The 25350-nt window shown below is 61.4% G+C and carries 21 protein-coding genes and 2 riboswitches; of the genes, 11 read left to right on the top strand and 10 right to left on the bottom strand.

The annotated features are described in order from the left end of the window. Positions 1-15 precede the first annotated feature (15 nt). From AC07YV_RS25535 to AC07YV_RS25520, 4 genes are read right to left on the bottom strand one after another with little or no spacing between them, the layout of a single operon-like run. Positions 16-810, bottom strand: coding sequence for an amino acid ABC transporter ATP-binding protein (locus AC07YV_RS25535; RefSeq protein WP_102702097.1), 795 nt, complete (start codon positions 808-810; stop codon positions 16-18). After that, positions 807-1469, bottom strand: a complete 663-nt coding sequence (locus AC07YV_RS25530; protein ID WP_102702098.1) for an amino acid ABC transporter permease — start codon at positions 1467-1469, stop codon at positions 807-809. Before AC07YV_RS25530 ends, AC07YV_RS25535 begins: the two co-directional genes overlap by 4 nt. Before the next feature lie 9 nt (positions 1470-1478). Next, positions 1479-2141 (bottom strand): amino acid ABC transporter permease, encoded by a 663-nt coding sequence (locus AC07YV_RS25525; protein WP_008033038.1) that lies wholly within the window; start codon positions 2139-2141, stop codon positions 1479-1481. Between the two features lie 51 nt (positions 2142-2192). Beyond that, positions 2193-3041 (bottom strand): transporter substrate-binding protein, encoded by an 849-nt coding sequence (locus tag AC07YV_RS25520; RefSeq protein ID WP_102702099.1) that lies wholly within the window; start codon positions 3039-3041, stop codon positions 2193-2195. Positions 3042-3544: 503 nt separating this feature from the next. Between AC07YV_RS25520 and wecB the strand changes: the two genes are divergently transcribed. The 6 genes from wecB (at position 3545) to AC07YV_RS25490 (ending at position 12881) form a co-directional block, all read left to right on the top strand. Then, positions 3545-4699, top strand: a complete 1155-nt coding sequence (gene wecB / locus AC07YV_RS25515) for a non-hydrolyzing UDP-N-acetylglucosamine 2-epimerase (RefSeq protein ID WP_102702100.1) — start codon at positions 3545-3547, stop codon at positions 4697-4699. After that, positions 4696-6870, top strand: a complete 2175-nt coding sequence (gene nfrB / locus AC07YV_RS25510) for a cyclic di-3',5'-guanylate-activated glycosyltransferase NfrB (RefSeq protein ID WP_102702101.1) — start codon at positions 4696-4698, stop codon at positions 6868-6870. Before wecB ends, nfrB begins: the two co-directional genes overlap by 4 nt. After that, complete coding sequence (locus AC07YV_RS25505; RefSeq protein ID WP_102702102.1) at positions 6867-10031, top strand: NfrA family protein; 3165 nt, start codon at positions 6867-6869, stop codon at positions 10029-10031. Before nfrB ends, AC07YV_RS25505 begins: the two co-directional genes overlap by 4 nt. Then, positions 10031-10909, top strand: a complete 879-nt coding sequence (locus AC07YV_RS25500) for a DUF4434 family protein (protein WP_102702103.1) — start codon at positions 10031-10033, stop codon at positions 10907-10909. The genes AC07YV_RS25505 and AC07YV_RS25500 overlap by 1 nt, the downstream gene beginning before the upstream one ends. Further along, positions 10893-11969 (top strand): GGDEF domain-containing protein, encoded by a 1077-nt coding sequence (locus AC07YV_RS25495; RefSeq protein ID WP_102702104.1) that lies wholly within the window; start codon positions 10893-10895, stop codon positions 11967-11969. The genes AC07YV_RS25500 and AC07YV_RS25495 overlap by 17 nt, the downstream gene beginning before the upstream one ends. A 180-nt stretch (positions 11970-12149) precedes the next feature. Continuing rightward, entirely contained in the window at positions 12150-12881 is a 732-nt protein-coding gene (locus AC07YV_RS25490) for a hypothetical protein (RefSeq protein WP_102702105.1), read from the top strand. Between the two features lie 6 nt (positions 12882-12887). Here AC07YV_RS25490 and AC07YV_RS25485 read toward each other — a convergent pair whose 3' ends face one another. Further along, the gene (locus AC07YV_RS25485) at positions 12888-13292 is read right to left on the bottom strand and encodes a MerR family transcriptional regulator (protein WP_102702106.1); all 405 of its coding nucleotides are present in this window, start codon (positions 13290-13292) and stop codon (positions 12888-12890) included. Between the two features lie 76 nt (positions 13293-13368). Between AC07YV_RS25485 and AC07YV_RS25480 the strand changes: the two genes are divergently transcribed. Continuing rightward, on the top strand, positions 13369-14592 hold the full coding sequence (locus AC07YV_RS25480; protein WP_102702107.1) for an NADH:flavin oxidoreductase/NADH oxidase family protein: 1224 nt from the start codon (positions 13369-13371) through the stop codon (positions 14590-14592). Positions 14593-14739: 147 nt separating this feature from the next. Here the strand turns inward: AC07YV_RS25480 and AC07YV_RS25475 are convergent, their stop codons facing one another. From AC07YV_RS25475 to cobW, 4 genes are all read right to left on the bottom strand, one after another. After that, the gene (locus AC07YV_RS25475; RefSeq protein WP_173900857.1) at positions 14740-15285 is read right to left on the bottom strand and encodes a VWA domain-containing protein; all 546 of its coding nucleotides are present in this window, start codon (positions 15283-15285) and stop codon (positions 14740-14742) included. Positions 15286-15404: 119 nt separating this feature from the next. Next, the gene (locus tag AC07YV_RS25470) at positions 15405-16412 is read right to left on the bottom strand and encodes a magnesium chelatase ATPase subunit I (RefSeq protein ID WP_102702109.1); all 1008 of its coding nucleotides are present in this window, start codon (positions 16410-16412) and stop codon (positions 15405-15407) included. A gap of 149 nt (positions 16413-16561) precedes the next feature. Continuing rightward, the gene (gene cobN, locus AC07YV_RS25465) at positions 16562-20410 is read right to left on the bottom strand and encodes a cobaltochelatase subunit CobN (RefSeq protein WP_494990363.1); all 3849 of its coding nucleotides are present in this window, start codon (positions 20408-20410) and stop codon (positions 16562-16564) included. A gap of 3 nt (positions 20411-20413) precedes the next feature. Beyond that, entirely contained in the window at positions 20414-21484 is a 1071-nt protein-coding gene (gene cobW, locus AC07YV_RS25460; RefSeq protein ID WP_102702111.1) for a cobalamin biosynthesis protein CobW, read from the bottom strand. Positions 21485-21586: 102 nt separating this feature from the next. Continuing rightward, positions 21587-21799, bottom strand: a riboswitch (cobalamin riboswitch). Between the two features lie 212 nt (positions 21800-22011). Beyond that, positions 22012-22237: riboswitch (cobalamin riboswitch) on the top strand. Positions 22238-22359: 122 nt separating this feature from the next. Between cobW and AC07YV_RS25455 the strand changes: the two genes are divergently transcribed. From AC07YV_RS25455 to cobM, 4 genes are all read left to right on the top strand, one after another. After that, positions 22360-22551, top strand: coding sequence for a CbtB domain-containing protein (locus AC07YV_RS25455; RefSeq protein WP_007974650.1), 192 nt, complete (start codon positions 22360-22362; stop codon positions 22549-22551). A gap of 11 nt (positions 22552-22562) precedes the next feature. Next, entirely contained in the window at positions 22563-23270 is a 708-nt protein-coding gene (locus AC07YV_RS25450) for a CbtA family protein (protein ID WP_102702112.1), read from the top strand. After that, positions 23267-23680, top strand: coding sequence for a cobalamin biosynthesis protein (locus AC07YV_RS25445; RefSeq protein ID WP_015094887.1), 414 nt, complete (start codon positions 23267-23269; stop codon positions 23678-23680). Before AC07YV_RS25450 ends, AC07YV_RS25445 begins: the two co-directional genes overlap by 4 nt. An 84-nt stretch (positions 23681-23764) precedes the next feature. Further along, positions 23765-24511, top strand: coding sequence for a precorrin-4 C(11)-methyltransferase (cobM, locus tag AC07YV_RS25440; RefSeq protein ID WP_102702113.1), 747 nt, complete (start codon positions 23765-23767; stop codon positions 24509-24511). Positions 24512-24653: 142 nt separating this feature from the next. Here cobM and nfuA read toward each other — a convergent pair whose 3' ends face one another. Continuing rightward, the gene (gene nfuA, locus AC07YV_RS25435) at positions 24654-25238 is read right to left on the bottom strand and encodes a Fe-S biogenesis protein NfuA (protein WP_007912592.1); all 585 of its coding nucleotides are present in this window, start codon (positions 25236-25238) and stop codon (positions 24654-24656) included. Between the last annotated feature and the right edge of the window lie 112 nt (positions 25239-25350).

Raw genomic sequence — 25350 nt, 5'->3', positions numbered from 1 at the left:
TTGAAAATTGAAGGATCAAAAACGGGTGCTTTTGAGAAATTCCGCCAGTCGCGGCGATTGCGGGCGCTCGAACAGGTCCTTGGGCGGCCCTTGCTCTTCGATACGTCCCTGATTCATGAAGACGATCTTGTCCGAGACCTCGAAGGCAAAGCGCATTTCGTGGGTCACCAACAACATGGTCATGCCGTCTTCGGCCAGGCCCTTGATCACGCTCAGCACTTCGCCGACCAGTTCCGGGTCCAGCGCCGAGGTCACTTCGTCGAACAGCATCAGGCTCGGGTTCATCGCAATCGCCCGGGCAATTGCCACGCGCTGCTGCTGGCCGCCGGACAACTGACCGGGAAAGTGGTCGCGCCGTTCCAGCAGGCCAACGCGCTCCAGCCATTTCTCGGCCAGGGCCACGGCCTCGTCCTTGTGCAGTTTCTTCACCTTGAGCAGGCCCAGGGTGACGTTCTGCAACGCGGTCAGGTGCGGGAACAGGTTGAACTGTTGAAACGCCATGCCGGTCATGGCGCGATGCCGGGCGATGACTTTTTCCGGGTGGCGCACGCGCTTGCCGTTAATGTCGTCATAGCCGATGGACTCGCCGTCGAGCAGGATTTGCCCGCCCTGGAATTCTTCGAGCATGTTCACGCAGCGCAGCAATGTGGTCTTGCCCGAGCCGCTGGAACCGATCAGGGTCACCACGTTGCCGCGCTGCATGCTCAGGTCGACGCCCTTGAGCACTTCGAGCTGGTCGTAACGCTTGTGCAGGCCGCGAATGTCCAGCAGGGGTTGGCCGTTTTGAGTATTGGTCTGAGTCTGAGTCATGGCAAAGCCACCCGCTTTTCAATGTGCCGGCCGAGTAACTCGATGCCGTAGTTGATGACGAAGAACAGGAAACCGGCGAACAGGTAAAACTCCAGGGTCATGAAGGTCCGGGCGATGATCTGCTGGATGCTGAGCAGCAATTCCGCCACGCCGATCACCGACAACAGGGTCGAGGCCTTGACGATCTCGGTCGACGAGTTGACCCAGGTCGGCAGGATCTGCCGCAACGCCTGGGGCAACAACACATAACCCAGCGCCTGGTAGAACGTCAGGCCGATGGCCTTGCTCGCCTCCATCTGCCCCCGTGGCAATGCCTGCAAGGCGCCGCGCACGATCTCGGCGACGTGGGAGCCGCAGAAAAGGGTCAACCCCAGCGCACCGGCCTGGAACGCGCCGATCTGCCAGCCCAGCGCCGGGGCCATGTAAAAGCACGCCAGCACCAGCACGAAGACGGGTGTGCCGCGAATCACATCGACATAAAAACGAAACGGTGCGCGCATCCAGAACTTGCCGTAGGTCAGCACCAGCCCGGTGACGACACCCAACAGCGTGCCGAGCAGAATCGCCAGCACCGACACCTGGACACTGGTCAGAAAGCCTTGCCACAGCACTTCCCGCGCCACCCACAACTCATGCAACCAACTGGGGGATTCGTACATGGGTAGCTCCTATCGGCGAATCGCCAGACGCTGTTCGAGGTAACGCAGCATCATGGCAATGAGGTAACAGGCCGCCACATAGAGCGCCGTGGTCACCAGCCAGGTTTCGATCACGCGGTAGCTCTCGACATTGATCTTGCGCGCGTAATAGGTCAGCTCCGGCACGGCAATCGCCGCCGCCAGCGAGGTGTCCTTGAACAGCGAAATGAAGTTGTTCGACAAGGCCGGCAACACATTGCGCAGCATCACCGGCACGGTGACATAGGCCTTGACCTGCCACTCGCCCAGCCCGATGGCCAACCCGGCTTCGCGCTGGCCCTTGGGAATGCTCAGCAAACCGCCGCGGAACACTTCGGTCAGGTAGGCCCCGGCATACAGCGACAGGGTGATGATGAACGAAGGGATCTTGTCCAGGCGGATGCCCAGGCTTGGCAGCGCAAAGTAGATCAACAGAATCAACACCAGGATCGGCGTGTTACGAATCACCGTGACATACACCGACGCCATCACCCGCAATGCGCGATGCTTCGACAGCAAGGCAAACGCCATCATCAGGCCGATCACGCAGCCGATGGCAATCGACACCAGCGCCAGTTCAAGGCCCAGGCCGAGCCCCGCCAGCAAGGTGTCGAAGTCGCGCCAAACGGCGGCAAAGTTCAACTGATAGTTCATGGTCAGCAGTACCTGAACGGGGCGATTCATCACCGCCCCGCTCTCACGGGATCATTGAAATTCGACGGGGAAACCAATCTTTGGCGACGGCAGGTCGACACCGAACCACTGCTTGAACGACGCCGCGTAAGTCGGGAATTCAACACCGGTCATGGCTTCATGCAGGGTGGTGTTGACGAAATTCAGCCAGTCCTGATCGCCGCGCTTGACCGCGCACGCATAGGTCTGTGGGCTCCAGGCGTAGGCCGGGCTGCGATAACGGCCAGGGTTCTGCACCATCAGGTACTTCACCGAAGACTGGTCGGTGGCCGCCGCGTCGGCCCGGCCGGAGTTCACGGCCTGGTACATCAGGTCCACGCTGTCGTACTGGTCGACCTTGGCCTTGGGCAGCGCCTGGTGCACCAGCTCCTCGGCGTAGACGTTTTGCAGCACCGCCACCGTGACGCTGTCACCGGCGGCCTGCATGTCGTCGATCTCCTTGTACTTGCTGTTCGCCGGCAGCAGCAGGCCGACACCTTCGCGGTAATACGGCAGCGTGAACGCCACTTGCTGGGCGCGGCTGGCGGTCACGGTGATGAACTGGCAGCTCATGTCGACCTTGTCGGTCAGCAGGTTGGGGATACGCGCGTCGGACGATTGCACCACGAACTCGACTTTGCTCGGATCGTTGAACAACCCCTTCGCCACCATGCGCCCGATATCAATATCGAATCCCTGCAACTTGCCATCCGCGCCCTGGAAATGCCACGGCGCATTCGTGCTGCCGGTGCCCACAATCAGTTTGCCGCGGGCCAGAACGCTATCGAGCTTACTGTCCGCCGCCTGGGCAACCCCCATGGCAGCGGCAGAAGCCGCGAAAAGAAAAACACACGCTTTGAACAAGGAAGGTCGGCGATGCATGGCAAGCACTCCAGGGTGATGTTTATTCCGCTATACCGGAATACGGTATGTAACAACGGAATAGACAGCAGAAAGTGTGCCACAGGAAGTGGAGCGTTTCCCAGTGCATTTGAAAAATGAGCGCAATCAACAAGATGGCAATTCGTCGTGCTCAAGACGTTACCCATCGCCTCGATAGCGAGCGCTACCGTTGGCTACAAGGAACGGGTACCCGGACCCCAATCCTGTGCACAGTCGCGGCAGTTACCCCATTTCCTGACTGCTTTTGATTAAAGGATTCACTTCCAGTCCCCCCCTGTGCTATTTGACAGGGAATTTTTTTGGCAAATGGCCATCCTATTGCCTTTACCGACGATCACCACCACGCTGGTGATCGGCATCCAGGCAGCCGGGAACCGGATTGGACAACGCCGGATTCGACTGCTTTTATTCAAGTTCAAGATGGAATGAACTGCTGCTGGCGACCCTGTGCGCCAGCCTTTCACGATGCTCCAGGAGGGTTAATGTCTTTTAAGGTCATGATGGTATTCGGTACGCGTCCGGAGGCCATCAAGATGGCTCCACTGGCGCGGGTCTTGCGTAACTGGCCCGGAATCGAACTGAACATCTGCTCCACCGGCCAACACCGGGAAATGCTCAAGCAAGTGCTCGACTCGTTCGAATTGGCGGTCGACGAAGACTTGCAGGTAATGACCCAGGGCCAGACCCTCAACGGACTCTCCGAACAACTGCTGGGGCATCTCGACAAAGCCTATGCGCGGGTGCATCCGGACATCGTGCTGGTACACGGCGACACTACCACCAGCTTCATTGCCGCCCTCGCCGCCTTCAATCGCCAGATACCCATCGGTCACGTCGAGGCAGGCTTGCGTACCGGCAATTTGCGCGCTCCCTGGCCGGAGGAAGCGAACCGGCACCTGACCGGTGTCATCGCCGACCTGCATTTCGCGCCGACCATCAACAACGAAGACAACCTGCTGCGCGAAGGTGTGCCCAAGGCCAACATCGAGGTCACCGGTAATACGGTGATTGACGCGCTGGTATGGATGCGCAATCACCAACAGCAAGTCCACTGGCACCCGGCCGCCGACTCGCCACTGGCCGTGCTCGACGACACCAGGCGCATGGTGCTGATCACCGGGCACCGCCGGGAAAACTTCGGCGGCGGCTTTCGCAACATCTGTCTGGCCCTGGCCACCCTCGCCGAACGTTATCCCGATGTGCAATTCGTCTATCCGGTGCACCTCAATCCACAGGTGCAGAAAGCGGTCTACAGCGTTCTCTCGGACAAACCCAATATCTATCTGGTGGCGCCGCAGGATTACCAGCATTTCGTCTGGCTGATGGACCGCGCGTATTTCATCCTCACCGATTCCGGTGGCATCCAGGAAGAAGCCCCCGCCATTGGCAAACCGCTGCTGGTACTGCGCGATGTCACGGAACGGCCATTGGCGCTTGAAGGCGGAACAGTGGTGCTGGTGGGCACCGATACCGACCGTATCGTCAGGGAATCAAGCCTGTTGTTCGATGATGACGCCACCTTCCAGCGCATGAGTCGAGTCCATAGCCCTTATGGCGACGGACACGCCAGCGAGCGCATCGCCAATCGCCTCGGCATCTGGCTGAAACACCGTGCGGTGGCGGGTAAAGCCGTATGAGCCTGGCGTTTGTCGACTTCTTTGCCTATGCGTTGTTCGGACTCAAATACCTCGCCATTACCCTGGCCTTGCTGATGTTCATTCTCGGGCTCGATGACCTGTTCATCGACCTGGTGTACTGGACCCGCAAACTGATCCGACGCTGGCGGATCTATGAAAAATTCAGGCGCGCCGATGAAGAGCGGCTGTACTCCATCGGCGAAAAGCCCCTGGCGATCATGGTACCGGCGTGGAACGAAGTCGGTGTGGTCGGTGAAATGGCGCGCCTGGCCGCCTCGACCATCGACTACGAGAACTATCAGATTTTCGTCGGCACCTACCCCAACGACGCCGAGACCCAGGCCGACGTCGACGCGGTGTGCCGGCATTATCCCAACGTGCACAAAGTGGTGTGCGCCCGTCCCGGCCCTACCAGCAAGGCCGACTGCCTGAACAACGTGATCGACGCCATCCTGCGTTTTGAAAACGATGCAAAGATCCAGTTCGCCGGTTTCATCCTGCACGATGCCGAGGACGTGATTTCACCCATGGAGTTGCGCCTGTTCAACTACCTGCTGCCGGCCAAGGACCTGATCCAGATTCCAGTCTATCCCTACGCGCCGGAGTGGAATGGCTTCACTGCCGGGCACTACGTCGACGAGTTCGCCGAGAACCATGGCAAGGACGTCATCGTGCGTGAAGCACTGACCGGGCAAGTGCCCAGCGCCGGGGTCGGCACCTGTTTCAGCCGTAAGGCCATCAGCGCCCTGCTCGAGGACGGTGACGGTATCGCCTTCGATGTGCAGAGCCTGACCGAAGACTACGACATCGGTTTTCGCCTCAAGCAAAAAGGCATGAAGTGCATCTTTGCCCGCTATTCGGTGACCGACCCGAAACTGGCACTGGAACAACCCTGGGTGTTCGGCATGGACCGCGCGTTTTCCCAGGTGATCTGCGTGCGCGAGCACTTTCCCCGGGACTTGCAGTACGCGATCCGGCAGAAGTCGCGCTGGATCGTCGGCATTGTGTTCCAGGGCACCAAGAATCTGGGCTGGAGCCGCAAAGGCCTGCTCAACTATTTTCTGTGGCGCGACCGCCGTGGCCTGATTGCGTACCTGTTGAGCTTCCTGGTGAACATACTGCTGGTGGTGTTGCTGGCGATGTGGCTGGTCACCGTGATCGCGCCGGATGCCTGGCGGTTCCCGTCGATCCTCTCTGACAGCGCCTTGCTGGCGAGCCTGCTGTGGCTCAATGGCCTCATGCTGCTCAATCGGCTTTTCCAGCGTGGCTGGTTTGTCACCCGTTTCTACGGGCTGGGCGAAGGGCTGCTGTCGGCCCCCCGGATGGTGTGGAGCAATTTCGTCAACTTCTTCGCCAACCTTCGGGCGTTGCGCCAGGTGATGGAAATGGGCGATTCCCGTCGCGTCGCCTGGGACAAGACCACTCATGAGTTTCCGGCCCTGGCCGAAGCCCAGCGCACCCCGCTGGGCCATCGCCTGGTGGAAAAAGGCCTGCTCTCTGAAGATCAACTCGAAGCCGCGATCACCAACCCGGTGCGTCGACGCCTGGGTCAGGAATTGCTGCTGCGCGGGCACATCGACACCACGCAACTGGTGCAGGCCCTCGCCGAACAACTGGACCTGGAATGGGCCCCGCTCAACCCGTTCAAACTCGACAAGCGCCTGATCGCTGCGGTGCCTCGCAAGATCGCCACGCACTATGGTGTGCTGCCGGTCGCCGAGGAAGGCGACACCCTGGTGCTGGCGTCCGAAGGGCCGGTCAGCCAGGTATCCCTGGGGGCCATCAGCCGTCAACTGAAACGCCCCGTGCGTTGCCGTCTCGCACCACAAGGTCGGGTGACGCTGGGGATCCGCTACTGGTACGCCAGCCCTCGTCAAAGCGAGGAGGTGCATCAGATGCTTGAGGTGCTTGAGAGAAATCAGGACGACGAAGACCTGATCGAGCGCGTCAGCCATCACCAGGTGTTGCTGGGCAACCTGTTGCAAGTACGCGGCATGGTGCCGCCCACCCTGTTCAATCAGGCGCTGATCGATTTCGATGCGGAAAAAATGTCTTTAGGTGAACACTTGATTGAACGCGGCATGATCACACAGGAAATTCTCGAACAGGCCTTGGTCGATCAGGCGAGTGAGCAGCACGCTGCCTACTGCATTGCCCGGGAGGCTGCATGAAGCCTGTCCATCGTCAGACCTTGATGGCCGGTAGCCTGTTGCTCTGCCTGAACACGACAGCATGGGGGCAAGCCGAACCCATGACCGATTTCGATCAGTTCCGCAGTTACCCCTATATGGACCGCAGTTACCGCGAAGCGAAAGCCGGCAACTGGAAGGAAGTCGAACGGCTGATGCGCCATCTGCTGAGCAAAGTGCCGGGAAACGATGAGGCACGGGCGCTGCTGGTGCAGTCGCTGGTCAAGCAGCAACGCTACGAAGACGCCGTGCAAGCGCTGCAGGATACCCCTGCCAACAGCGACACCCTGCTCAACCTGCGACTGGCCTGGATCGAACAGGATCCGCCGGACACAAAACAGGTGGAGCAATGGATAGCCTCCAGCAATCCGGAGCATCGCGTGCGCCTGTGGCAGGCCTACAGCGCGAGCCTGGCCAAGCGTGGTGGCGCTGCCTCGGCCCATGACTGGCTGGCCCAACTGACACCCAAGGGGGATGAGCGAGCGCTGCAACAGGCCCGGGCCAACTGGTCCGAGCAATTGCGCGATTGGGATGGCACCATCAAGGAGCTCGCGCCCCTGGCCGCGAACCAGCAACTCGATGCCCAAAGCTGGCAACGCCTGGCCAACGCCTACGTGCAACGCCTCGACGAGCAACCCTTGCAGCAATTGCTGCAAACGGCGCCAAGCCCGGAAGCTGCGCGCAAGACCCGACTGGCCATGGTCGACCGGGCGATTGCCATGGGTCACCTCCAGCAGGCGCAACGCTGGATGCAAACGCTGCCGCCCGCCGACCTGGCCGATCCGGCACAACGCCAGCGCCTGTGGGAACTGGCGCGGCAAACCGGTGACAGCGCAACGGTGCAACGCTTGAGTGGTGAGTTGCAGCGGCCGTGCCTGGAGACCGCCGACTGGCTGTCGCGTCGTGATCGGCAAGCGGCGCTGACCCAGTTGAAAGCTTGCCGGCCCGAAGACAATCCGCAAGCCTGGCTGGTCCTCGCCCAGCGTCTGCAAGCCACCGACCTGCTGCAAACGACCCGTCTGCCGGAACCCTGGGACACGCAACGCCGCGAACAGCTGCTCGCCGCCTGGCAGGATGAAGGCCGCAGCGACAAAGTCATGGCCTACCTCGCCAGCCAGCCGCAGACCGCCGACGTGGTCAAACGTCGCGCTGAACTGCTCCAGGCATCGAATCACGATACCGAAGCGGCGGCATTCTGGGAGCGGCATTACCAGCAGACAGGCAACCTCAACTCGCTCAATCAGGCGACCTACCTGGCGCTCAAAGCCGGCCAGCGGGAACATGCGCAACAGTTGCTCGAGAGCGCCTTCGACCGCCACGGCGGCAAGCTGCCGACGCCCCTGCTGCAACGGTTGGCGGGGTTGTATGCCGCATCGACACCGACCACGGCACAACAGCAACGCATCGTTACGTTGCTCAACCGCGTCGACCCCGCCACTCGCGGGCAACTGCTGGCGCAACTGGCGGAAAACGGCCAGTGCGGCGCGGTTCAACAGGCGATTGGCGATAACCCGCAAGCCGCGGGCGACTACCGCGCCCTCGGTCGCTGTGCAATGCCCGAGCGTCCCGGCGAAGCGGTGGTGTACTACCAGACCGCCGAAAAAATGGGTGACCAGAACACCCGCCTGCCACTCGCCTACGCCCTGGAAGCCTCTGGAGACTCGGCGGGTGCCCTGGCGATCTGGCGCAGCATTGCGGACGCCGAACTCAGCGACAATGCCCGCCTCACCGCCAGCCGTAGTGCCCTGAGTATCGGTGACACGCAAACGGCCGAACGTTACTGGCAACTTAGCCGCACCCGTGGCGCCAATGAGTGGACGTTGGGCGCGGCGATTGCCGATGCCCGGGGCGATCACGCGCTCGCACTGCAGCGCCAGCGTTCCGCCCTGCAACTGGTACCGGATGCCGAGCATTACTATGCTGCGTCGGTCACGGCGCAAAAGGCCGGCGACCTGCAGCAGAGTAACGAATGGCTTGCCGAAGCGGTACGCCGTGAGCCGGACAATCCCCGATATCGTGCCGACTACGGCGTGCGCCTGGCCGGGGCCGAGACCAAGGCAGAACGCGCCAGCTCCATCCCGTATCTGCAACGCGCCACCCAGGACTTCCCGGAAGACTATCGCCTCGGCGAAACACTGGCCTGGCGTTACGACGAGGTCGAGGACAGCGCCTCGGCGCGCAAGGAACTGGAACGCGTGATTGACCTGGAGCAGAACCCGGTGGCCGCCGATGACGAGGAAGGTAGCATGGAGGCACGGCGCTATCGCCAGCGTCGCGCTCACGAAAGCCTGTCCCGTCGCGACTCATTCACCATCGCCAGTACCTGGTCGCCGGCCGGGATATCGACCAACGATTTCGTGCGCCCTGACCAGAGCACCGGCACGCAGCGACGCTCCAGCTCGCAGAACGTGCAACTGGCCATGTGGGACCACGCACTGGGCGATGAACCCAGTCGCGCCGGCAGCACGCTGTCGGTCTATGGCCGTTTGCTGCTTGGCGGTGTGGGCCGGTCGAGCTATGCCGAATCCCTGGGTACCGGCGTCGGCCTGCGCTACAAGCCCTGGGGCACAGCCAACATCAACTTCTATGGCGAGATCTACAAACAAAGCCAGTTCGATGACCAAGACAACCATGGCCTGAGCCTCGGCCAAATGCTGGTCCCCGACAAGGTATCCGATCAGGCCGAGGATCACCGCGATGATGGCCACACCACCACCGACTATCTGCTGCGGTCAACGGCGTCGTTCCTTGATCAGGGTCGATTCCGCAACGATTGGCGGGTCGATGAAAGCGATTGGGAGGAGCGCTTCCTCTACCTCGACGCGGCGTGGTGGACCAAGGCCGGCGACCATCAATGGCTGTCGCGCTTCCAGCAAGGTCACACCTGGAAGCTGCCGTTCAACGGCGCGCAAACGGTCATGCCATACGGTTTCCTTGAATTTGCCAGCCAGGACCCGAGCAACGACTGGCGCCAGGATCTGCGCACCGGTCTGGGCTTGCGTTGGCAATGGTGGTTCAACGATGACATTTACAACGCCTATCGCGCGCACCTGACGGTGCGCACCGAGTATCAACAAGCGTTGGGCGGCAATCTGTATGACGGCGGCAACGGTGTGCTGGTCGGCGTGGAGTTGAACTTCTGATGAAGCGACTTCTTTTGGCTTTGTGCCTGTTGTTGGGCGCCACGGCGCCCCATGCCGACGAACGGATTTTCTATCAGCCGCTCAACGCCGATGCCAGCCTGAGCCAGGCGCAATGGCAGCGAATCTGGCAGGACACCGCCCACCAGGGCGTGCATACGGTGATTGTGCAATGGACGGCCTATGGCGATTCGGACTTCGGCGGCGCCGACGGCTGGCTCGCCGGCAGCCTGAAACAGGCCCAGGCCCAGGGCCTGAAACTGGTGCTGGGCCTGCACATGGACCCGGCCTATTACCAGCGCATCAATGAACTGGACAGTGCCGGTCTGGCAACGTACTGGCAAACGCAACTGGGGCAGTCGCTGGCCCGGCAGCAGAAGCTGCGCAAGGACTGGAAACTCCCGGTCAGTGGCTGGTATCTGCCCATGGAACTGGATGACCTGCACTTTCTGCCGCTGGATCGCCGGCAAAAGTTGCAACGCCAGCTCAAGGATTTCGCCGGCAAGCTCGACGCGCCGCTGCACATCAGCGTCTTCAACGTCGGCAAACTGTCGCCACAGGTGAATGGCCGGTGGCTTGGGGAATTGGCCAGCGCAGGGATTCAAGTGTGGTGGCAGGACGGAGCCGGCACCGGACGCTTGCCAGCCATGGTTCGCAACGGCTATGCCCAAGCCCTGCCCTGCTCCATCGGCATCGTCAGGGAAGCCTTTCGCCAGGTCAGTGTTGCCGGGCAACCCTTTCGTGCCGAACCCATGCCCCCCCAATCCACATCGCCGGGCTGCCACCCGACGTCGGTTTTCTCCCTGCGCTACCGGCCGTGGGGTAAGGTGATTCTCGACAACCAGCACAACAGCAAGGTCGGCGATGTACAAAACCATTGAAGACGAAGTGCTGAGAAAGTCGGCGCCGGCCAAGCTCAAAGCCGAGTTCCTCCAGCATGAATTTGATCGGCTACGCTCCTTTTGCGTATTGATCTACATCGCCAGCATTGCCATCTGGATTGCTTACGACCTGATCCTCAGTTTCATCGGCGGACAACCATTCACCTGGCTTTCGCTGGTGTTTATCGGCGCCTTCGCGACTTTCGTCATCATCCTTCGGCTGATCCGCGATGCCCGGCATTTCCAGACGCTGAACCTGCTGTTTGTGTTTGCCATGGCATTCGGCACGCGACTGCTCACCGAAGGCCTGCCCGACGATCACCAACCCGGATGGCTGTTGCTGGCGGCTTCGACCACCCTGTTCACGGCCTCGGTATTGCCGCTGAACCGCTGGTCGTTCTTTGCCGCGCAAATCGTCACCTGGTCGTTTCTCAACCCGTTCTACAACACGGATCTCGGACACATGGAGCTGAGGGGGGTGATGGCCATCAGTTACTCGGCATTTATCTGCGGCCTGACCATCTACAGCTTCCTGACACTGCGCAAGGCCAAGCTGTACAACTTCATCATGTCCAAGTTGCTGCTGGACCAGGCCTACATCGACACACTCACCGAAATCCCCAATCGCCGCTCGTTCATGACCCGCGCCGACCAGCATTTGAACAAAGTGCCGCGGGAGAACGACCACTACCTGGCGATGGTCGATATCGACAATTTCAAGAAGGTCAACGACGTCCATGGCCATGACATTGGCGACGAGGTGCTCAAGCGCATCGCCCAGGACATCAAGTCGGTGATGACCCATCACGAATATGCGCGCCTCGGTGGCGAGGAGTTCGCGATTTACCTGGCCGGGGAACGCCACGAAGACGTCGAGGCGCTGGCCGCTGAATTGTGTCGGGTGGTGCGCGAACAACCCACTCGATACCCGGTGACCATCAGCATCGGCCTGGCCCGGGTGCTCGACGGCGACACGTTGAACCAGGCGCTGGTCAAGGCCGATGAAGCCTTGTATGAGGCAAAGCATACGGGGAAGGATCGGTATACCTTTCATCAATGAACTGATACATCCCACTCGCTGCACTGAGCGTTTCTCATCCGTACCGTTGTGTCCATTGAAAAACGATCTGTTTAAACCCGAATAACTGATCACTACTGTCAACTTTGACAGTAGACGCGTCGAAGCATAGGAGGAAATACTGGCGCGGCAGCTGACTGTCGACACCAAAGGGAATCGGACATGAATACGGCCAGAACTTTACTTCTTTGCACAACGCTGGGAATAGGTTTAACCGGTTGCAACGTTCAACAGGACGCGACTGTTTCTAAGGTCAACGAAGAGTGCCGCGAATTGGTCACCAATGGGCGCATTGGCCAGAATGGCCCGGAAGTTTGCGTCACAACTCCCCTTTCAAAAAGTGCCACATCCATCTCCGGGACTGTCGTTGGGACTACGGCCACAGGCCCGTTCATCGTAACGGCGGTAACCAGCGATGGGGACATCTTGAAACAGGTACCCACTCTGTCGGGCCTCAACTTCACGATGTCTCAATTAAATCTGCAAAACCTGCCAGGCAAGGGCATTTCATTTTCGGTGTTTGTAAACGATATCAGTTCACCGCCTACCAACCTGGTCATTGGCCAGGAGCCACCCTCAACATGCTTACGTAACACTCCAAACTATCCGCTATGCGGTACTCACCCGGGCGCAATCTTTTTTCCGATTAAAACATCCATCACCACTATTTTTTTGGTTCCGTCGAAGGCGAATTACGGAGCGACGATGCTCCCCAAATTAATGGGGCTGAACCCGATTAACTGGAAGGTAGACCGATTTATCAGCTACTTGCCAAACGTTCCAGTTCAGATAAAGCCAGGGGAAGTACAAACCGTTTTTGCGACCATTAACGACGACGAATCATTTGCCTACCCGGTCAAGCAGACTGTTCTGCCAAGTCAACCGCAGCACTGAGCTGACCTAGTGCTTGAATGACGTCATCACCCGTTCGGCATTTTCATCGCAACTCATGCCCGCAGGCTTCGCCTGGATGGTGTCGATCCACCCCAACAACTGCGCCTTGCTATGGGCCAGGTGCCGTTGCATCTCTTCGATTTGCTCGACCTTGCGATACAGGCCGGCCATCAGCTCATCGTGCTTGAATGCGCCGGTCACATTGTCGGGGAGCAACTGATTGAGTTCTTCCAGGCTGAAACCGGCCTGTTGTGCGCATTGGATCAGTTGCAGGGTTTGCAGCGCCTGTTGCGAGTAACGCCGATAACCGTTGGCAGAGCGCTCGACCTGGCGGATCAAGCCCTGAGACTCGTAAAAACGGATGCGCGATGCGGTCAGGCCGCTCAACTGCGCCAATTCACCAATTTTCATTGCGACCTCATTTGCCTGCTTGACATTAAAGTTAACTTTAAGCTTAGCCTCTACTCATCAGTATGAGGAGTCAAGCATGTCACCCTTCCAAACCTTGAATTTGCCCAACGGCCAGACCATCGCCAATCGCATTGCCAAAGCCGCGATGGAAGAGAACCTCGCCAACACCGATCAAGTACCCGATCAGGCACTGCTTCGCCTGTATCAAGCCTGGGCCGAAGGCGAAGCCGGTTTGTTGCTGACCGGCAATGTGATGATCGACCGCCGCGCCATGACCGGCCCCGGTGGTGTCGCACTGGAGGACGAGCGACATCTGGAACGCTTCCGCCAGTGGGCCAGCGTCGGCCGGGCCGGCGGTGCGCATTTCTGGATGCAACTCAACCACCCTGGCCGCCAGACCATGGCCAACCTCGGTCAGCAAGCACTGGCGCCGTCGGCGGTTGCGCTGGATCTCGGCCAATTCTCGAAGATGTTCGCCGAACCCAAGCCCATGGGCGAGGACGACATCCAGGAGGTGATCCGCCGTTTCGCCACCAGCGCCGCACTGGCGGAGAAAGCCGGTTTTACCGGTGTGCAGATCCACGCCGCCCATGGCTACCTGCTCAGCCAGTTCCTGTCGCCGCTGACCAATCGACGCACTGATCGCTGGGGTGGTTCACTGGAGAATCGCGCGCGCCTGTTGTTGTCCGTCGTCGAGGCGGTTCGCCAGGCGGTGTCGCCGCAATTTTGTGTGTCGGTAAAGCTCAATTCAGCGGATTTCCAGCGCGGTGGTTTCGATGCCGATGATGCCCGACAAGTGATCCAGTGGCTCAACGAACAACCGATCGACCTGCTGGAACTCTCCGGTGGCAGCTACGAAGCACCGGCCATGCAAGGCGAAGCGCGCGACGGCCGAACCCTGGCACGGGAGGCGTACTTTCTGGAAATGGCCGGTGAACTGGCCAGCGTGGCGCGCATGCCAGTGATGGTGACGGGCGGGATCCGGCGTCTGGCAATCGTCGAGCAGGTCCTCGACAGCGGCATCGCCATGGCCGGCATCGGCACTGCCCTGGCCGTGGAGCCGCACCTGGTCAAGCATTGGCGCGAAGGCAAGCACAGCCACCCGCAACTGCCGCCGATCCGCTGGAAGCGCAAACCCCTGGCGGCGCTGGCGAGCATGGCGGTGGTGAAGTTCCAGCTGCATCGCTTGAGCCGTGGGCGCAAAACCCGGCCTGAGGTTTCGGCGCTATGGGCGTTGATTGTCGACCGGTTGTACATAGGCAAGCGTACCCGGCAGTATCGGCAGGCGATGGGCAAGTGATTCAAATGTGAGGTTGGCAGCTACACCGCTTTCGCGAGCAGGCTCGCTCCCACAGGGGGTTTCGGGCGATTACAAAGCTTGTGTTCAACACCGATCAATTGTGGGAGCGAGCCTGCTCGCGAAGAGGCCGGAACTGCCAAACAGAACTCAACCAGGCAGCAACTCGTCAATATGCCGATACTCAGCCTGCAACTGCGCCGCCAGCACCCTGCTGCGCCCGAGCCGGATCGGTCCGCGCTCGATGTCGATCAACAGCCCCGGACACGCAAGCACAGGCAGCAACGACCAGTCCTTCAACCGGCCATCGGTCACCAGCAGCAACCGCTGCTGCTCCGCCGGAAAACGCTTTTGCCTTGCTGCGAGCCATCGCCCCGCTTCGCCCAATGCCGCCAGCAGCGGCGTGCCACCACCCGCGCCAAGGCCATCAAGCCAAAGGCGCAGCCCCGTCGAGGCCTTCAATCCCTGCACCTGCCACTTGGGAGCAGCACCGCTGGCCGTGAGCAACGCCAGTCGTGCGCGCTGGCGATAGGCATCGTCGAACAACTGCGCCAGCAAGCCCTTGGCATCGCTCAATGCCTGATGACGGCGGGTCGATGCGGAGGCATCGACTATTACCAGCCACAGTTCATGGGGCGAACGCGTGCGCAGTTGGAACATCAGGTCGTCGCGCTGACGCGGCCGGCCATTGAGCAAGGTGCCGGGCCAATTGACCGAGCCACTGCGGGCGGCGTGACGCTTGCCCTGTTTGCCATGGTCCAGTCGCCCGGCTCGGGGTCTGGCATTCGCCCCCGCGTCGCAGCGAGGGCGAATGCCTAGGGCTTTTTTGGCCAGCTCGGCACTTCACGTCGTGCGCCGGTCGCCAGCGCCTGGGCAGGCAATTCGCCCCACTGGCCCTGCCCTTCACCCGGATTGTCGTTCTGCGGCGCGGTTTGTTGCGCAGTTTGAGATTGCGCAGGTGCCGGCGGCGAATGCTCGCGACGACGATGGCGCAAGGCGAACTCGGCAACGGCGTCGATATCTTCCTCGGCGATAGCGTTCGCCCCGCGCCAGGCGGCGTGAGCCCGGGCGGCACGCAGCCAGACCAGGTCAGCGCGCAAACCATCGACGCCAGCGGCAAAGCAACGCTCGGTAATCCGGGCCAGCGCCTGGTCGTCGAGGGGAATACTCGCCAGGGCGTTGCGTGCGTGTTGGCAACGTTCACGCAGGGACGCCTGCGCCGCTTCCCATTCGGCGCAGAAACCCTGCGGATCGCTGTCGAAATCCAGGCGACGGCGGATGATCTGGCCTCGTTCGGCCGGTGCTGTGTGGCCACCAAGGGCGACATTCAGGCCGAAACGGTCGAGCAACTGCGGACGCAGTTCACCCTCTTCAGGATTCATGGTGCCAATCAGCACGAACTTCGCCGAGTGCCGATGGGAAATGCCGTCGCGCTCGACCAGATTGGTGCCGCTGGCGGCCACATCGAGCAGCAGGTCAACGAGGTGATCAGGCAACAGATTGACCTCGTCGACGTAGAGCACGCCACCGTCAGCCCTGGCCAGTACGCCGGGTGAGAACTGCGCGCGACCTTCGCCCAGCGCCGCGTCGAGATCGAGGGTGCCGACCAGGCGCTCTTCGGTGGCGCCCAGCGGCAATGTGACGAACTGACCGCTGGCCAGCAGGTCCGCCAGACCACGGGCCAGGGTCGACTTGGCCATCCCGCGCGGGCCTTCGATCAGGACGCCGCCGATTTTCGGGTCGATGGCGGTCAGGTACAGGGCCAGCTTCAAATCGTCGGCGCCGACCACGGCGGAGAGCGGGAAATGCGGGGTGTCGGTCATTGTTCTATCTCGGTCATGGTCGGTGATGTCATAGACACCTGTATCCCTGTGGGAGCGAGCTTGCTCGCGATGGCGTTTGTCCAGTCGAAGAAGATGTTGCCTGACAGACCGCTATCGCGAGCAAGCTCGCTCCCACAGGTTCAAGCGTGTCAGCTGTCTTCTTCTATATCCAGCAACAGATTCTCCAATGCCTCACGGTAGGCGCCCGGCTCCTTCCACATTCCGCGTTGTTGCGCCTCGAGCATGCGTTCAGTCATGTCGCGCAAGGCATGGGGATTGTGTTCACGGACAAAATCCCGGGTGTCAGGGTCGAGCAAATAGGCGTCGGCCAGCAACGCGTACTGGTGATCGTCGATCAACTGCGTGGTGGCATCGAAGGCGAACAGATTATCGACGGTCGCGGCCATTTCGAACGCGCCTTTGTAGCCGTGGCGTTTTACCCCATCGAGCCACTTCGGATTGGCCGCCCGGGAACGGATCACCCGGTTCAGTTCTTCCTTCAAGGTGCGAATCTTCGGCAGGTCCGGCTGACTGTGATCGCCATGATAACTGGCCGCCGCCTCGCCTTTCAGGCTTTCCACCGCCGCGAGCATACCGCCCTGGAACTGGTAGTAATCGTTGGAGTCGAGCAAATCGTGCTCGCGGTTATCCTGGTTTTGCAGTACGGCCTGCACCTGGCTCAGGCGCTGGCTGAACTGTTCACGGGCGGCGGTGCCTTCGTCGGAACCGCCGTAAGCGTAGCCGCCCCAGTTGAGGTAAACCTCGGCCAGGTCCTCGCGGGTTTGCCACAGGCGACCATCGATGGCGCCCTGCACGCCTGCACCGTAGGCCCCGGGCTTGGCCCCGAAAATCCGCCAGCCGGCCTGACGTCGCGCAGCGTCTTCATCCAGCCCGGCCTGCAGCAAGGTTGCACGTTCGGCACGCACCTTGGCCGCCAACGGATTGAGGTCGTCCGCCTCATCCAGGTCGGCCACCGCTTGCACCGCCGCGTCAAACAGCCGGATCAGATTGGCAAAGGCATCGCGGAAGAAACCGGACACGCGCAAGGTCACGTCGACCCGAGGACGGTCGAGCAAACTCAACGGCAGAATCTCGAAATCGTCGACCCGCTGGCTGCCGGTGGCCCAGACCGGGCGCACGCCCATCAACGCCATCGCCTGGGCGATGTCATCGCCGCCGGTGCGCATGGTCGCGGTGCCCCACACCGAGAGGCCGAGCTGGCGCAGATGATCGCCGTGGTCCTGCAGGTGCCGCTCCAGAATCAGGTTGGCCGACTGGAAACCGATGCGCCACGCCGTGGTGGTCGGCAAATTGCGCACGTCCACCGAGTAAAAGTTGCGCCCGGTGGGCAGCACGTCCAGGCGACCGCGACTCGGCGCACCGCTGGGGCCGGCCGGGACGAAGCGACCGCTGAGGGCGTCGAGCAGACCGCGCATTTCCGCTGGGCCGCAGGCGTCCAGGCGCGGGGCGACTACTTCGCGCAAACCATCGATGATGGCCTGCACTTCATTCCAGCCTGCCCCTTGTGGGAGCGGGCTTGCTCGCGAAAGCGGTGGGTCAATCGACATCAATGTTGAGTGTTCAACCGATTCGCGAGCAAGCCCGCTCCCACAGGGGTTATTCAACGCGTCCGAAATCAATTGCGCGGCAAACAGTTCCAGGCGCTCGCGGGTATCGCCCGCCGTGCGCCAGGTATCTTCGCTGATGTCCACAAGAGCCTCGGGACGCGACCCGATCCATGGCTCGGCCAGCGCACAATCCAGCGGATCAAACCCCAACGCAAACGCCTTGGCCAGCGCCCGCAGCAGACTCGATTGCGCGCCTCGGCCATCGCCCCGTGGAATGCGCAACAACGCCAGCAAGGTGTCGATACGCAAGCGCCCGGTGGGCGATTCGCCGAACACATGCAGGCCGTCGCGGATCTGCGACTCTTTCAAGTCGCACAGGTAAGTGTCGAGTCGCGGCAACCAGATCGCTGCGTCGGCATCGCTGTCGAGTGGCTCGTCCAGTTGCAGTTCACGGTCGATGTGCGAGTCGCGTACCAGTTGCAGGATGTCGCGCTGCAACTCCCGAGCGCGGCGCGGATCGAGCAACTGCGCTTCGTAATATTCGTCCGCCAAGAGTTCGAGGTTGCGCAGCGGGCCGTAGGTTTCGGCGCGGGTCAGCGGTGGCATCAGGTGATCGATGATCACCGCCTGGGTGCGCCGCTTGGCCTGGGCGCCCTCGCCCGGGTCATTGACGATGAACGGATAGATGTTCGGCAGCGGCCCGAGCAGCGCATCCGGCCAGCAGTTTTCCGACAGCCCCACACCCTTGCCCGGCAGCCATTCGAGGTTGCCGTGCTTGCCGACGTGGATCACGCCGTGGGCGCCATAGGTGTGGCGCAGCCAGAAGTAAAACGCCAGGTAGCCGTGGGGCGGGACCAGGTCCGGGTCGTGATACACCGCGCTCGGATCGACCTGATAACCCCGCGCCGGTTGAATGCCGACGAAGGTCAGGCCAAAGCGCAGGCCGGCGATCATCATCCGTCCGCTGCGGCACATCGGGTCGTTTTCCGGCGCGCCCCAACGTTCGAGCACCGCCGCACGATTGGCTTCGGGCAGGGCATTGAACATCGCCAAATAGTCGTCCATCCCCAGGCTTTGCTGGCACGGACGCAGGTCGAGGGTATCGAGATCGTTGCTGACGCCCCCCAGCAACTGCTGGATCAGCGCGGTGCCGCTGTCCGGCAATTCGGCCGGCAGCGGATAACCTTCGGCATGCAGTGCCCGCAGGATATTCAGCGCGGCAGCCGGGGTGTCGAGACCGACGCCATTGCCGATGCGCCCGTCGCGGGTCGGGTAATTGGCCAGAATCAAGGCGATGCGTTTTTCGGCATTGGGCACCCGCGCCAGTTCGACCCAGCGCCGCGCCAGTTCGGCAACGAAGTCCATGCGCTCCGGTTGCGGCCGATAGCAGACCACATCCGACTGACTGCGCTCACTGCGCCACGCCAGGTCCTTGAAGCTGATCGGGCGGCTGATGATGCGCCCGTCCAGCTCCGGCAAGGCAATGTGCATCGCCAGATCGCGCGGGCCAAGCCCCTGTTCACTGGCGCGCCAACCCGGTTCGTTGTCCTGGGCACAAATCGCCTGGATCACCGCAATATTGCGCCGGAACGGCCGCAGGTGCGGCGCCTCGGGACTGGACTGGGCGAAGCCGGTGGTGTTCAGGATCACCGAGACACCGGCTTCATCCAGCCAGTCCTCGACCGCGCCCAGGCAGCCTGGCTCTTTCAAACTGGCCAGCGCAATCGGCAACGGATTCAACCCCGCTGCCTGCAAGCGTTGGCAAAAAACATCGATGAAAGCGGTGTTCGCCGCCTGCAAATGCGAGCGGTAAAACAGCACCGCCGCCACCGGTTGACCGGCGTGCCATTCGGCCTGCCAGTCGCTCAGTGCGGCAGAGTGTTTGTGCGGATGGTAGATCGCCGTGCGCGGCAGGGTTTGTGGTTCGCCCCAGGTGTAATCGCGCGCCAGCCAGCGGTTGGCCAGGCAGCGGAAGAAATCCAGGGCATTGCCCATGCCGCCCTGACGCAGAAATTGCCAGAGCCGGTCGCGGTCCTCGGCGCCGACGGTACTCAAGTCGCTGAGCTCTGGGTCGGGGCGGTCATCGCCCGGCACCAGGATCACCTGCACGCTGCGCTGGGACAGCTCGACCAGGCGCTCGATACCGTAACGCCAATAGGCGATGCCGCCGTGCAGCGAAATCAGGATCACCTTGGCGTGACGCAACACCTCATCGACGTACAAATCGACCGAGGCATGGTTCTGCACCTGCATCGGGTTGGCCAGGCGCACACTCGGGTAATCCTCGGGCAACTGCTGCGCCGCCTCGGCGAGCAGCGCCAGGCTGGAGTCGCCGCTGCACAGGACCACCAGCTCGGCGGGGGTTTGTCCAAGGTCGGCGATGTTGTCATCCGACACGAAACCGCCGGGCTGGGTCCTGAGCAGGTGCATGGGTTACACGCTGAGCGCAGCGCGCAGTTGCGCTTCTAGTACGGCGGCGTCCAGTTCCTGGCCGATCAGCACCAGACGGGTGATGCGCGCCTCTTCGGCACCCCACTGGCGGTCGAAGTGCTTGTCGAAACGCGTGCCCACGCCCTGGATCAGCAGGCGCATCGGTTTGTTCGGGACGGCGGCGAAACCTTTGACCCGCAGGATACCGTGCTGGACCACCAACTGGGTCAGCGCGTCCATCAGCAGGCTTTCGTCGGCTTGCGGCAGTTCGATGGAGATCGAATCGAAGGCGTCGTGATCGTGGTCGTCATGATCATCGTCGCCATCGTGATGATGGTCGTGGTGGCTGTGGCGACTGTCGATGTGTTCTTCGGAGCCGGCACCCAGGCCGATCAACACGTCCAGTGGCAGGCGACCGCTGCTGGCTTCGATGATTTTCACCGCTGGCGGCAACTCTTCGGCGACTTCCAGGCGCACGCGGGCCAGGTCGGCCGGGTTGATCAGGTCGGATTTGTTGAGAATCACCAGGTCGGCGCTGGCCAGTTGGTCGGCAAACAGCTCGTGCAATGGCGATTCGTGGTCCAGGTTCGGGTCGAGTTTGCGCTGGGCATCGACCTGGTCCGGGAAGGCGGCAAAGGTGCCGGCGGCCACGGCAGGGCTGTCGACCACGGTGATCACCGCGTCAACGGTGCAGGCACTGCGGATTTCCGGCCACTGGAATGCCTGGACCAGAGGCTTTGGCAGGGCCAGGCCCGACGTTTCGATGAGGATGTGGTCGAGATCGCCGCGACGAGCCACCAGTTCGCGCATCACCGGGAAAAATTCTTCCTGGACGGTGCAGCACAGGCAGCCGTTGGCCAGTTCATAGACACGGCCGTTGGCTTCTTCTTCGGTGCAACCGATGGAGCACTGCTTGAGGATTTCGCCGTCGATGCCCAGCTCGCCAAATTCGTTGACGATCACTGCGATGCGGCGCCCTTGGGCGTTGTCGAGCATGTGCCGCAGCAGCGTGGTTTTACCCGAGCCGAGAAAGCCTGTAACGATGGTGACGGGAAGTTTGGCCAGTGTTTTCATCGGATGCCCTATGGCTAGGTGGCGGGCATACGGGACGACGACCGGCAACGCAGATGCGCGTGCCTGAAGAGTTCGCCACCGGATCACCCCGCCCGGTTGAATTTGAGAATCTGTGTCGAGGCAGGTCTCCTGGCTGACGGTGTGCCGGCCTTGGGCCTGGCATTCGCTGCGCCTTCCCGCCGGCCTCATGGATTGAGCCTGCAGTGGCGTGGCAACGAACATCACCGTTCACAGTTGCGGGGGCAGCCGCGGCATCGACCGCGTTCCCTTCTTAGCTTCGACAAACGCCGAAGAACCTCGAAAGCGCAAGGCTACGCATGGTATTGGGGCGGGTCAATCTTTGCCCGGCTCCCCCAACCTTATTGACTGCACCATTCCCCTGTAGGAGCTGCCGCAGGCTGCGATCTTTTGATCTTGATTGTAAAAAGCAAGATCAAAAGATCGCAGCCTGCGGCAGCTCCTACAGAGATCGTTTCGATTCAGTTGAGAACCCTTGCCAATTGACGCCCAACCCTCGCCCATGCTCTCCTACGCATCTTGTTACGGGTGCCCTTCACAGGGTGAAACGGGAAACCGGTGAATCATGTGCTTTACTCTAAAGCCATGTCAGTCCGGTGCTGCCCCCGCAACGGTAAGCGAGCGAAGCATCAGATCCACTGTGCCACTGCGGCATGGGAAGGTGGTGTTTTCAGGTTCAGGCCCAAGCCTTTGCCCCTCGTGAGCCCGGAGACCGGCCCGCAACATAAAGTGACCATAACGATCACTGAAACAACAAACCCGCGGTGGGCGGGCGCTGTTTGAAACGCTGCGCGCCTGGTCGTGCAGTTTTTTGCATGCGCTCTTGATTCCCCGCTGACAGACCAGAGGGAAACGCCATGTCGATCATCAGCAGCACCGGCCACACTACAGCCAGCACCACTTCTACCCTGACTCAACGTCTGACCGCCGCCGTCTGCGCGTCGATCCTGGGCGCGTGCCTGGTGTATTTCGCCGGTTTCTCGCACATCGAAGCGGTGCACAATGCCGCCCACGATACCCGTCACAGCTCCGCGTTCCCGTGCCATTGAGACCTGCTGACATGATCAAGCGTATTGCGCAAACCGCAGGTTTCACCGGGCTGCTGGCCGCCCTGTTGCTGACCCTGCTGCAAAGTTTCTGGGTCGCGCCCCTGATTCTTCAGGCCGAAACCTACGAAAAAGCCGAACCGGCTGCCGTTGAAATGCATGAACACGCCGATGGCGCGATGGCTGCCCACACCCACGACGCCGAAGCCTGGGAGCCGGAAGACGGCTGGCAGCGCGTGCTGTCGACCACTGGCGGCAACCTGGTGGTGGCCGTCGGTTTCGCCCTGATGCTGGCCGGCCTGTACACCTTGCGTGCGCCGACCAAAACCTCCCAGGGCCTGCTCTGGGGCCTGGCCGGCTATGCGACCTTCGTGCTCGCGCCGACCCTCGGCCTGCCACCTGAACTGCCAGGCACGGCCGCCGCCGATCTGGCACAACGGCAACTGTGGTGGATCGGTACCGCCGCCTCCACCGCCGTCGGTATCGCGCTGATCGTGTTCAGCCGTCACTGGCTGATGAAAGTCCTCGGCGTGGCGATCCTTGCCGTTCCCCATGTGATTGGCGCACCGCAGCCGCAAGTGCATTCGATGCTCGCTCCGGAGGCACTGGAAACCCAATTCAAAATCGCTTCGCAACTGACCAACGTGGCGTTCTGGCTGGCCCTGGGCCTGATCAGCGCCTGGTTGTTCCGTCGCAAAAGCGATGGCCAATACCACGCATGACGGACGTCAGCACAGCGCCGACCCTGGTGGTCGGCCTGGGCTGCCAAAAGGGCTGCCCCGTCAGTACCTTGCTGGCGCTGCTCGACCAGGCACTGGAGGCGCACCAGATTGCCCGCCATGAAATCAAGGCCCTGGCCAGCATCGATTCGAAGCGCGACGAACCTGCACTGATTGAACTGGCGCAGCAGCTTGGCCTGGAATTGATGTATTTCAGCAGTGAACAACTGGCCCCCTATGAGCCGCAACTCAGCCATCAATCGCAAATAGCGTTTGAACGCACCGGTTGCTACGGCGTGGCGGAAAGCGCCGCACTGGCCCTGGCCGAACAACTGGCCCAGGCCCCGGCAAAACTGCTGATTCCCCGACAAAAATATGCCCAGGCAACCCTGGCATTGGCTGGCGCGGCATAAAATCCCCGATAATCCCCGCCTCGATCATGAACATTCTTCATCTGAAGCCCTGTTCAGCCCCTTTTATCCCCTCAGGAACCGACGATGACCGTCTACTTCATTGGCGCAGGTCCCGGCGACCCCGAACTGATTACCGTCAAGGGCCAGCGGCTGATTCGCAGTTGCCCGGTGATCATTTATGCCGGCTCTCTAGTGCCCGCTGCCGTACTGGAAGGTCATTGTGCGGAGCAGGTAGTCAACAGCGCCGAACTGCACCTGGAACAGATCATCGACCTGTTCAAGGCCGCCCACGCCAAAGGCCAGGACGTGGCCCGGGTACACTCCGGCGATCCGAGCCTGTATGGCGCCATTGGCGAACAGATTCGCTATCTGCGTGAGCTGGGCATTGCGTTCGAAATCGTTCCGGGCGTGACGGCCACCGCCGCTTGTGCAGCACTTCTGGGTGCAGAACTGACGCTGCCGGACGTTTCACAGAGCGTGATCCTGACTCGCTACGCCGACAAGACCACCATGCCACCCGGAGAGGAATTCGCCAGCCTGGCCCAACACGGCGCGACCATGGCGATTCATTTGGGGGTCAATCACCTGCCGAAGATCGTTGAGGAACTGCTGCCGCATTACGGCGCCGATTGTCCGATTGCGGTGGTTCACCGCGCGAGCTGGCCGGATCAGGACTGGGTGACGGGAACGCTTGAGGACATTGCCGAAAAGGTTGCCGCCAAAGGGTTTCGGCGCACGGCGTTGATTCTGGTGGGACGGGTGCTGGGCAGTGATCACTTCAGCGAGTCGTCACTGTATCGCGCGGGGCATGCGCATCTCTATCGCCCATAAGGCCCCTTCGCGAGCAGGCTCGCTCCCACATTGAAATACGGTCAACTGTGGGAGCGAGCCTGCTCGCGAAGGCGTCAGCGAATTTAACTCATAAAAAAACGGCGCTCACGGGGCGCCGTTTTTTTGTTTCGCAGCGAACACCTTAGTAGTAGGCGTTTTCTTTCTGCGTGTGGTCGGTCACGTCGCGAACGCCCTTGAGCTCCGGAATACGCTCGAGCAGGGTGCGCTCGATGCCTTCCTTGAGCGTCACGTCGGCCTGGCCGCAGCCCTGGCAACCACCGCCGAACTGCAAGACGGCGATGCCGTCTTCGACCACATCGATCAGGCTGACCTGACCGCCGTGGCTGGCCAGCCCCGGGTTGATCTCGGTTTGCAGGTAGTAGTTGATGCGCTCGTTGACCGGGCTGTCGGCGTTGACCATCGGTACTTTGGCGTTTGGCGCCTTGATGGTCAGCTGGCCGCCCATGCGGTCGGTGGCGTAGTCGACAACGGCATCGTCCAGGAAGGCTTCGCTGAAATGGTCGATGTAGGCGGTGAAGCTTTTCAGCCCCAGCGCGGTGTCTTCGGGTTTTTCTTCGCCCGGCTTGCAGTAGGCAATGCAGGTTTCGGCGTACTGGGTGCCAGGCTGGGTGATGAAGACGCGGATGCCGATGCCCGGGGTGTTCTGCTTGGAGAGCAGATCAGCCAGATAATCGTGGGCGGCGTCGGTAATGGTAATAGCGGTCATGGAAACTCCTCGCAGGCTTGGGCGCAGTTTACGCCAATCGGCGCGCCGGACAAAGTCCCAGTATTTTTGTCGGGAAAGATTCCGACGATCCCCCTGTGTAGAAGCTGCCCCC

The sequence above is a fragment of the Pseudomonas sp. GW456-E7 genome, from assembly GCF_059424105.1.
Note: the sequence above shows the minus strand (reverse complement) of the source record. Positions and strands in the feature narration are given on the sequence as shown.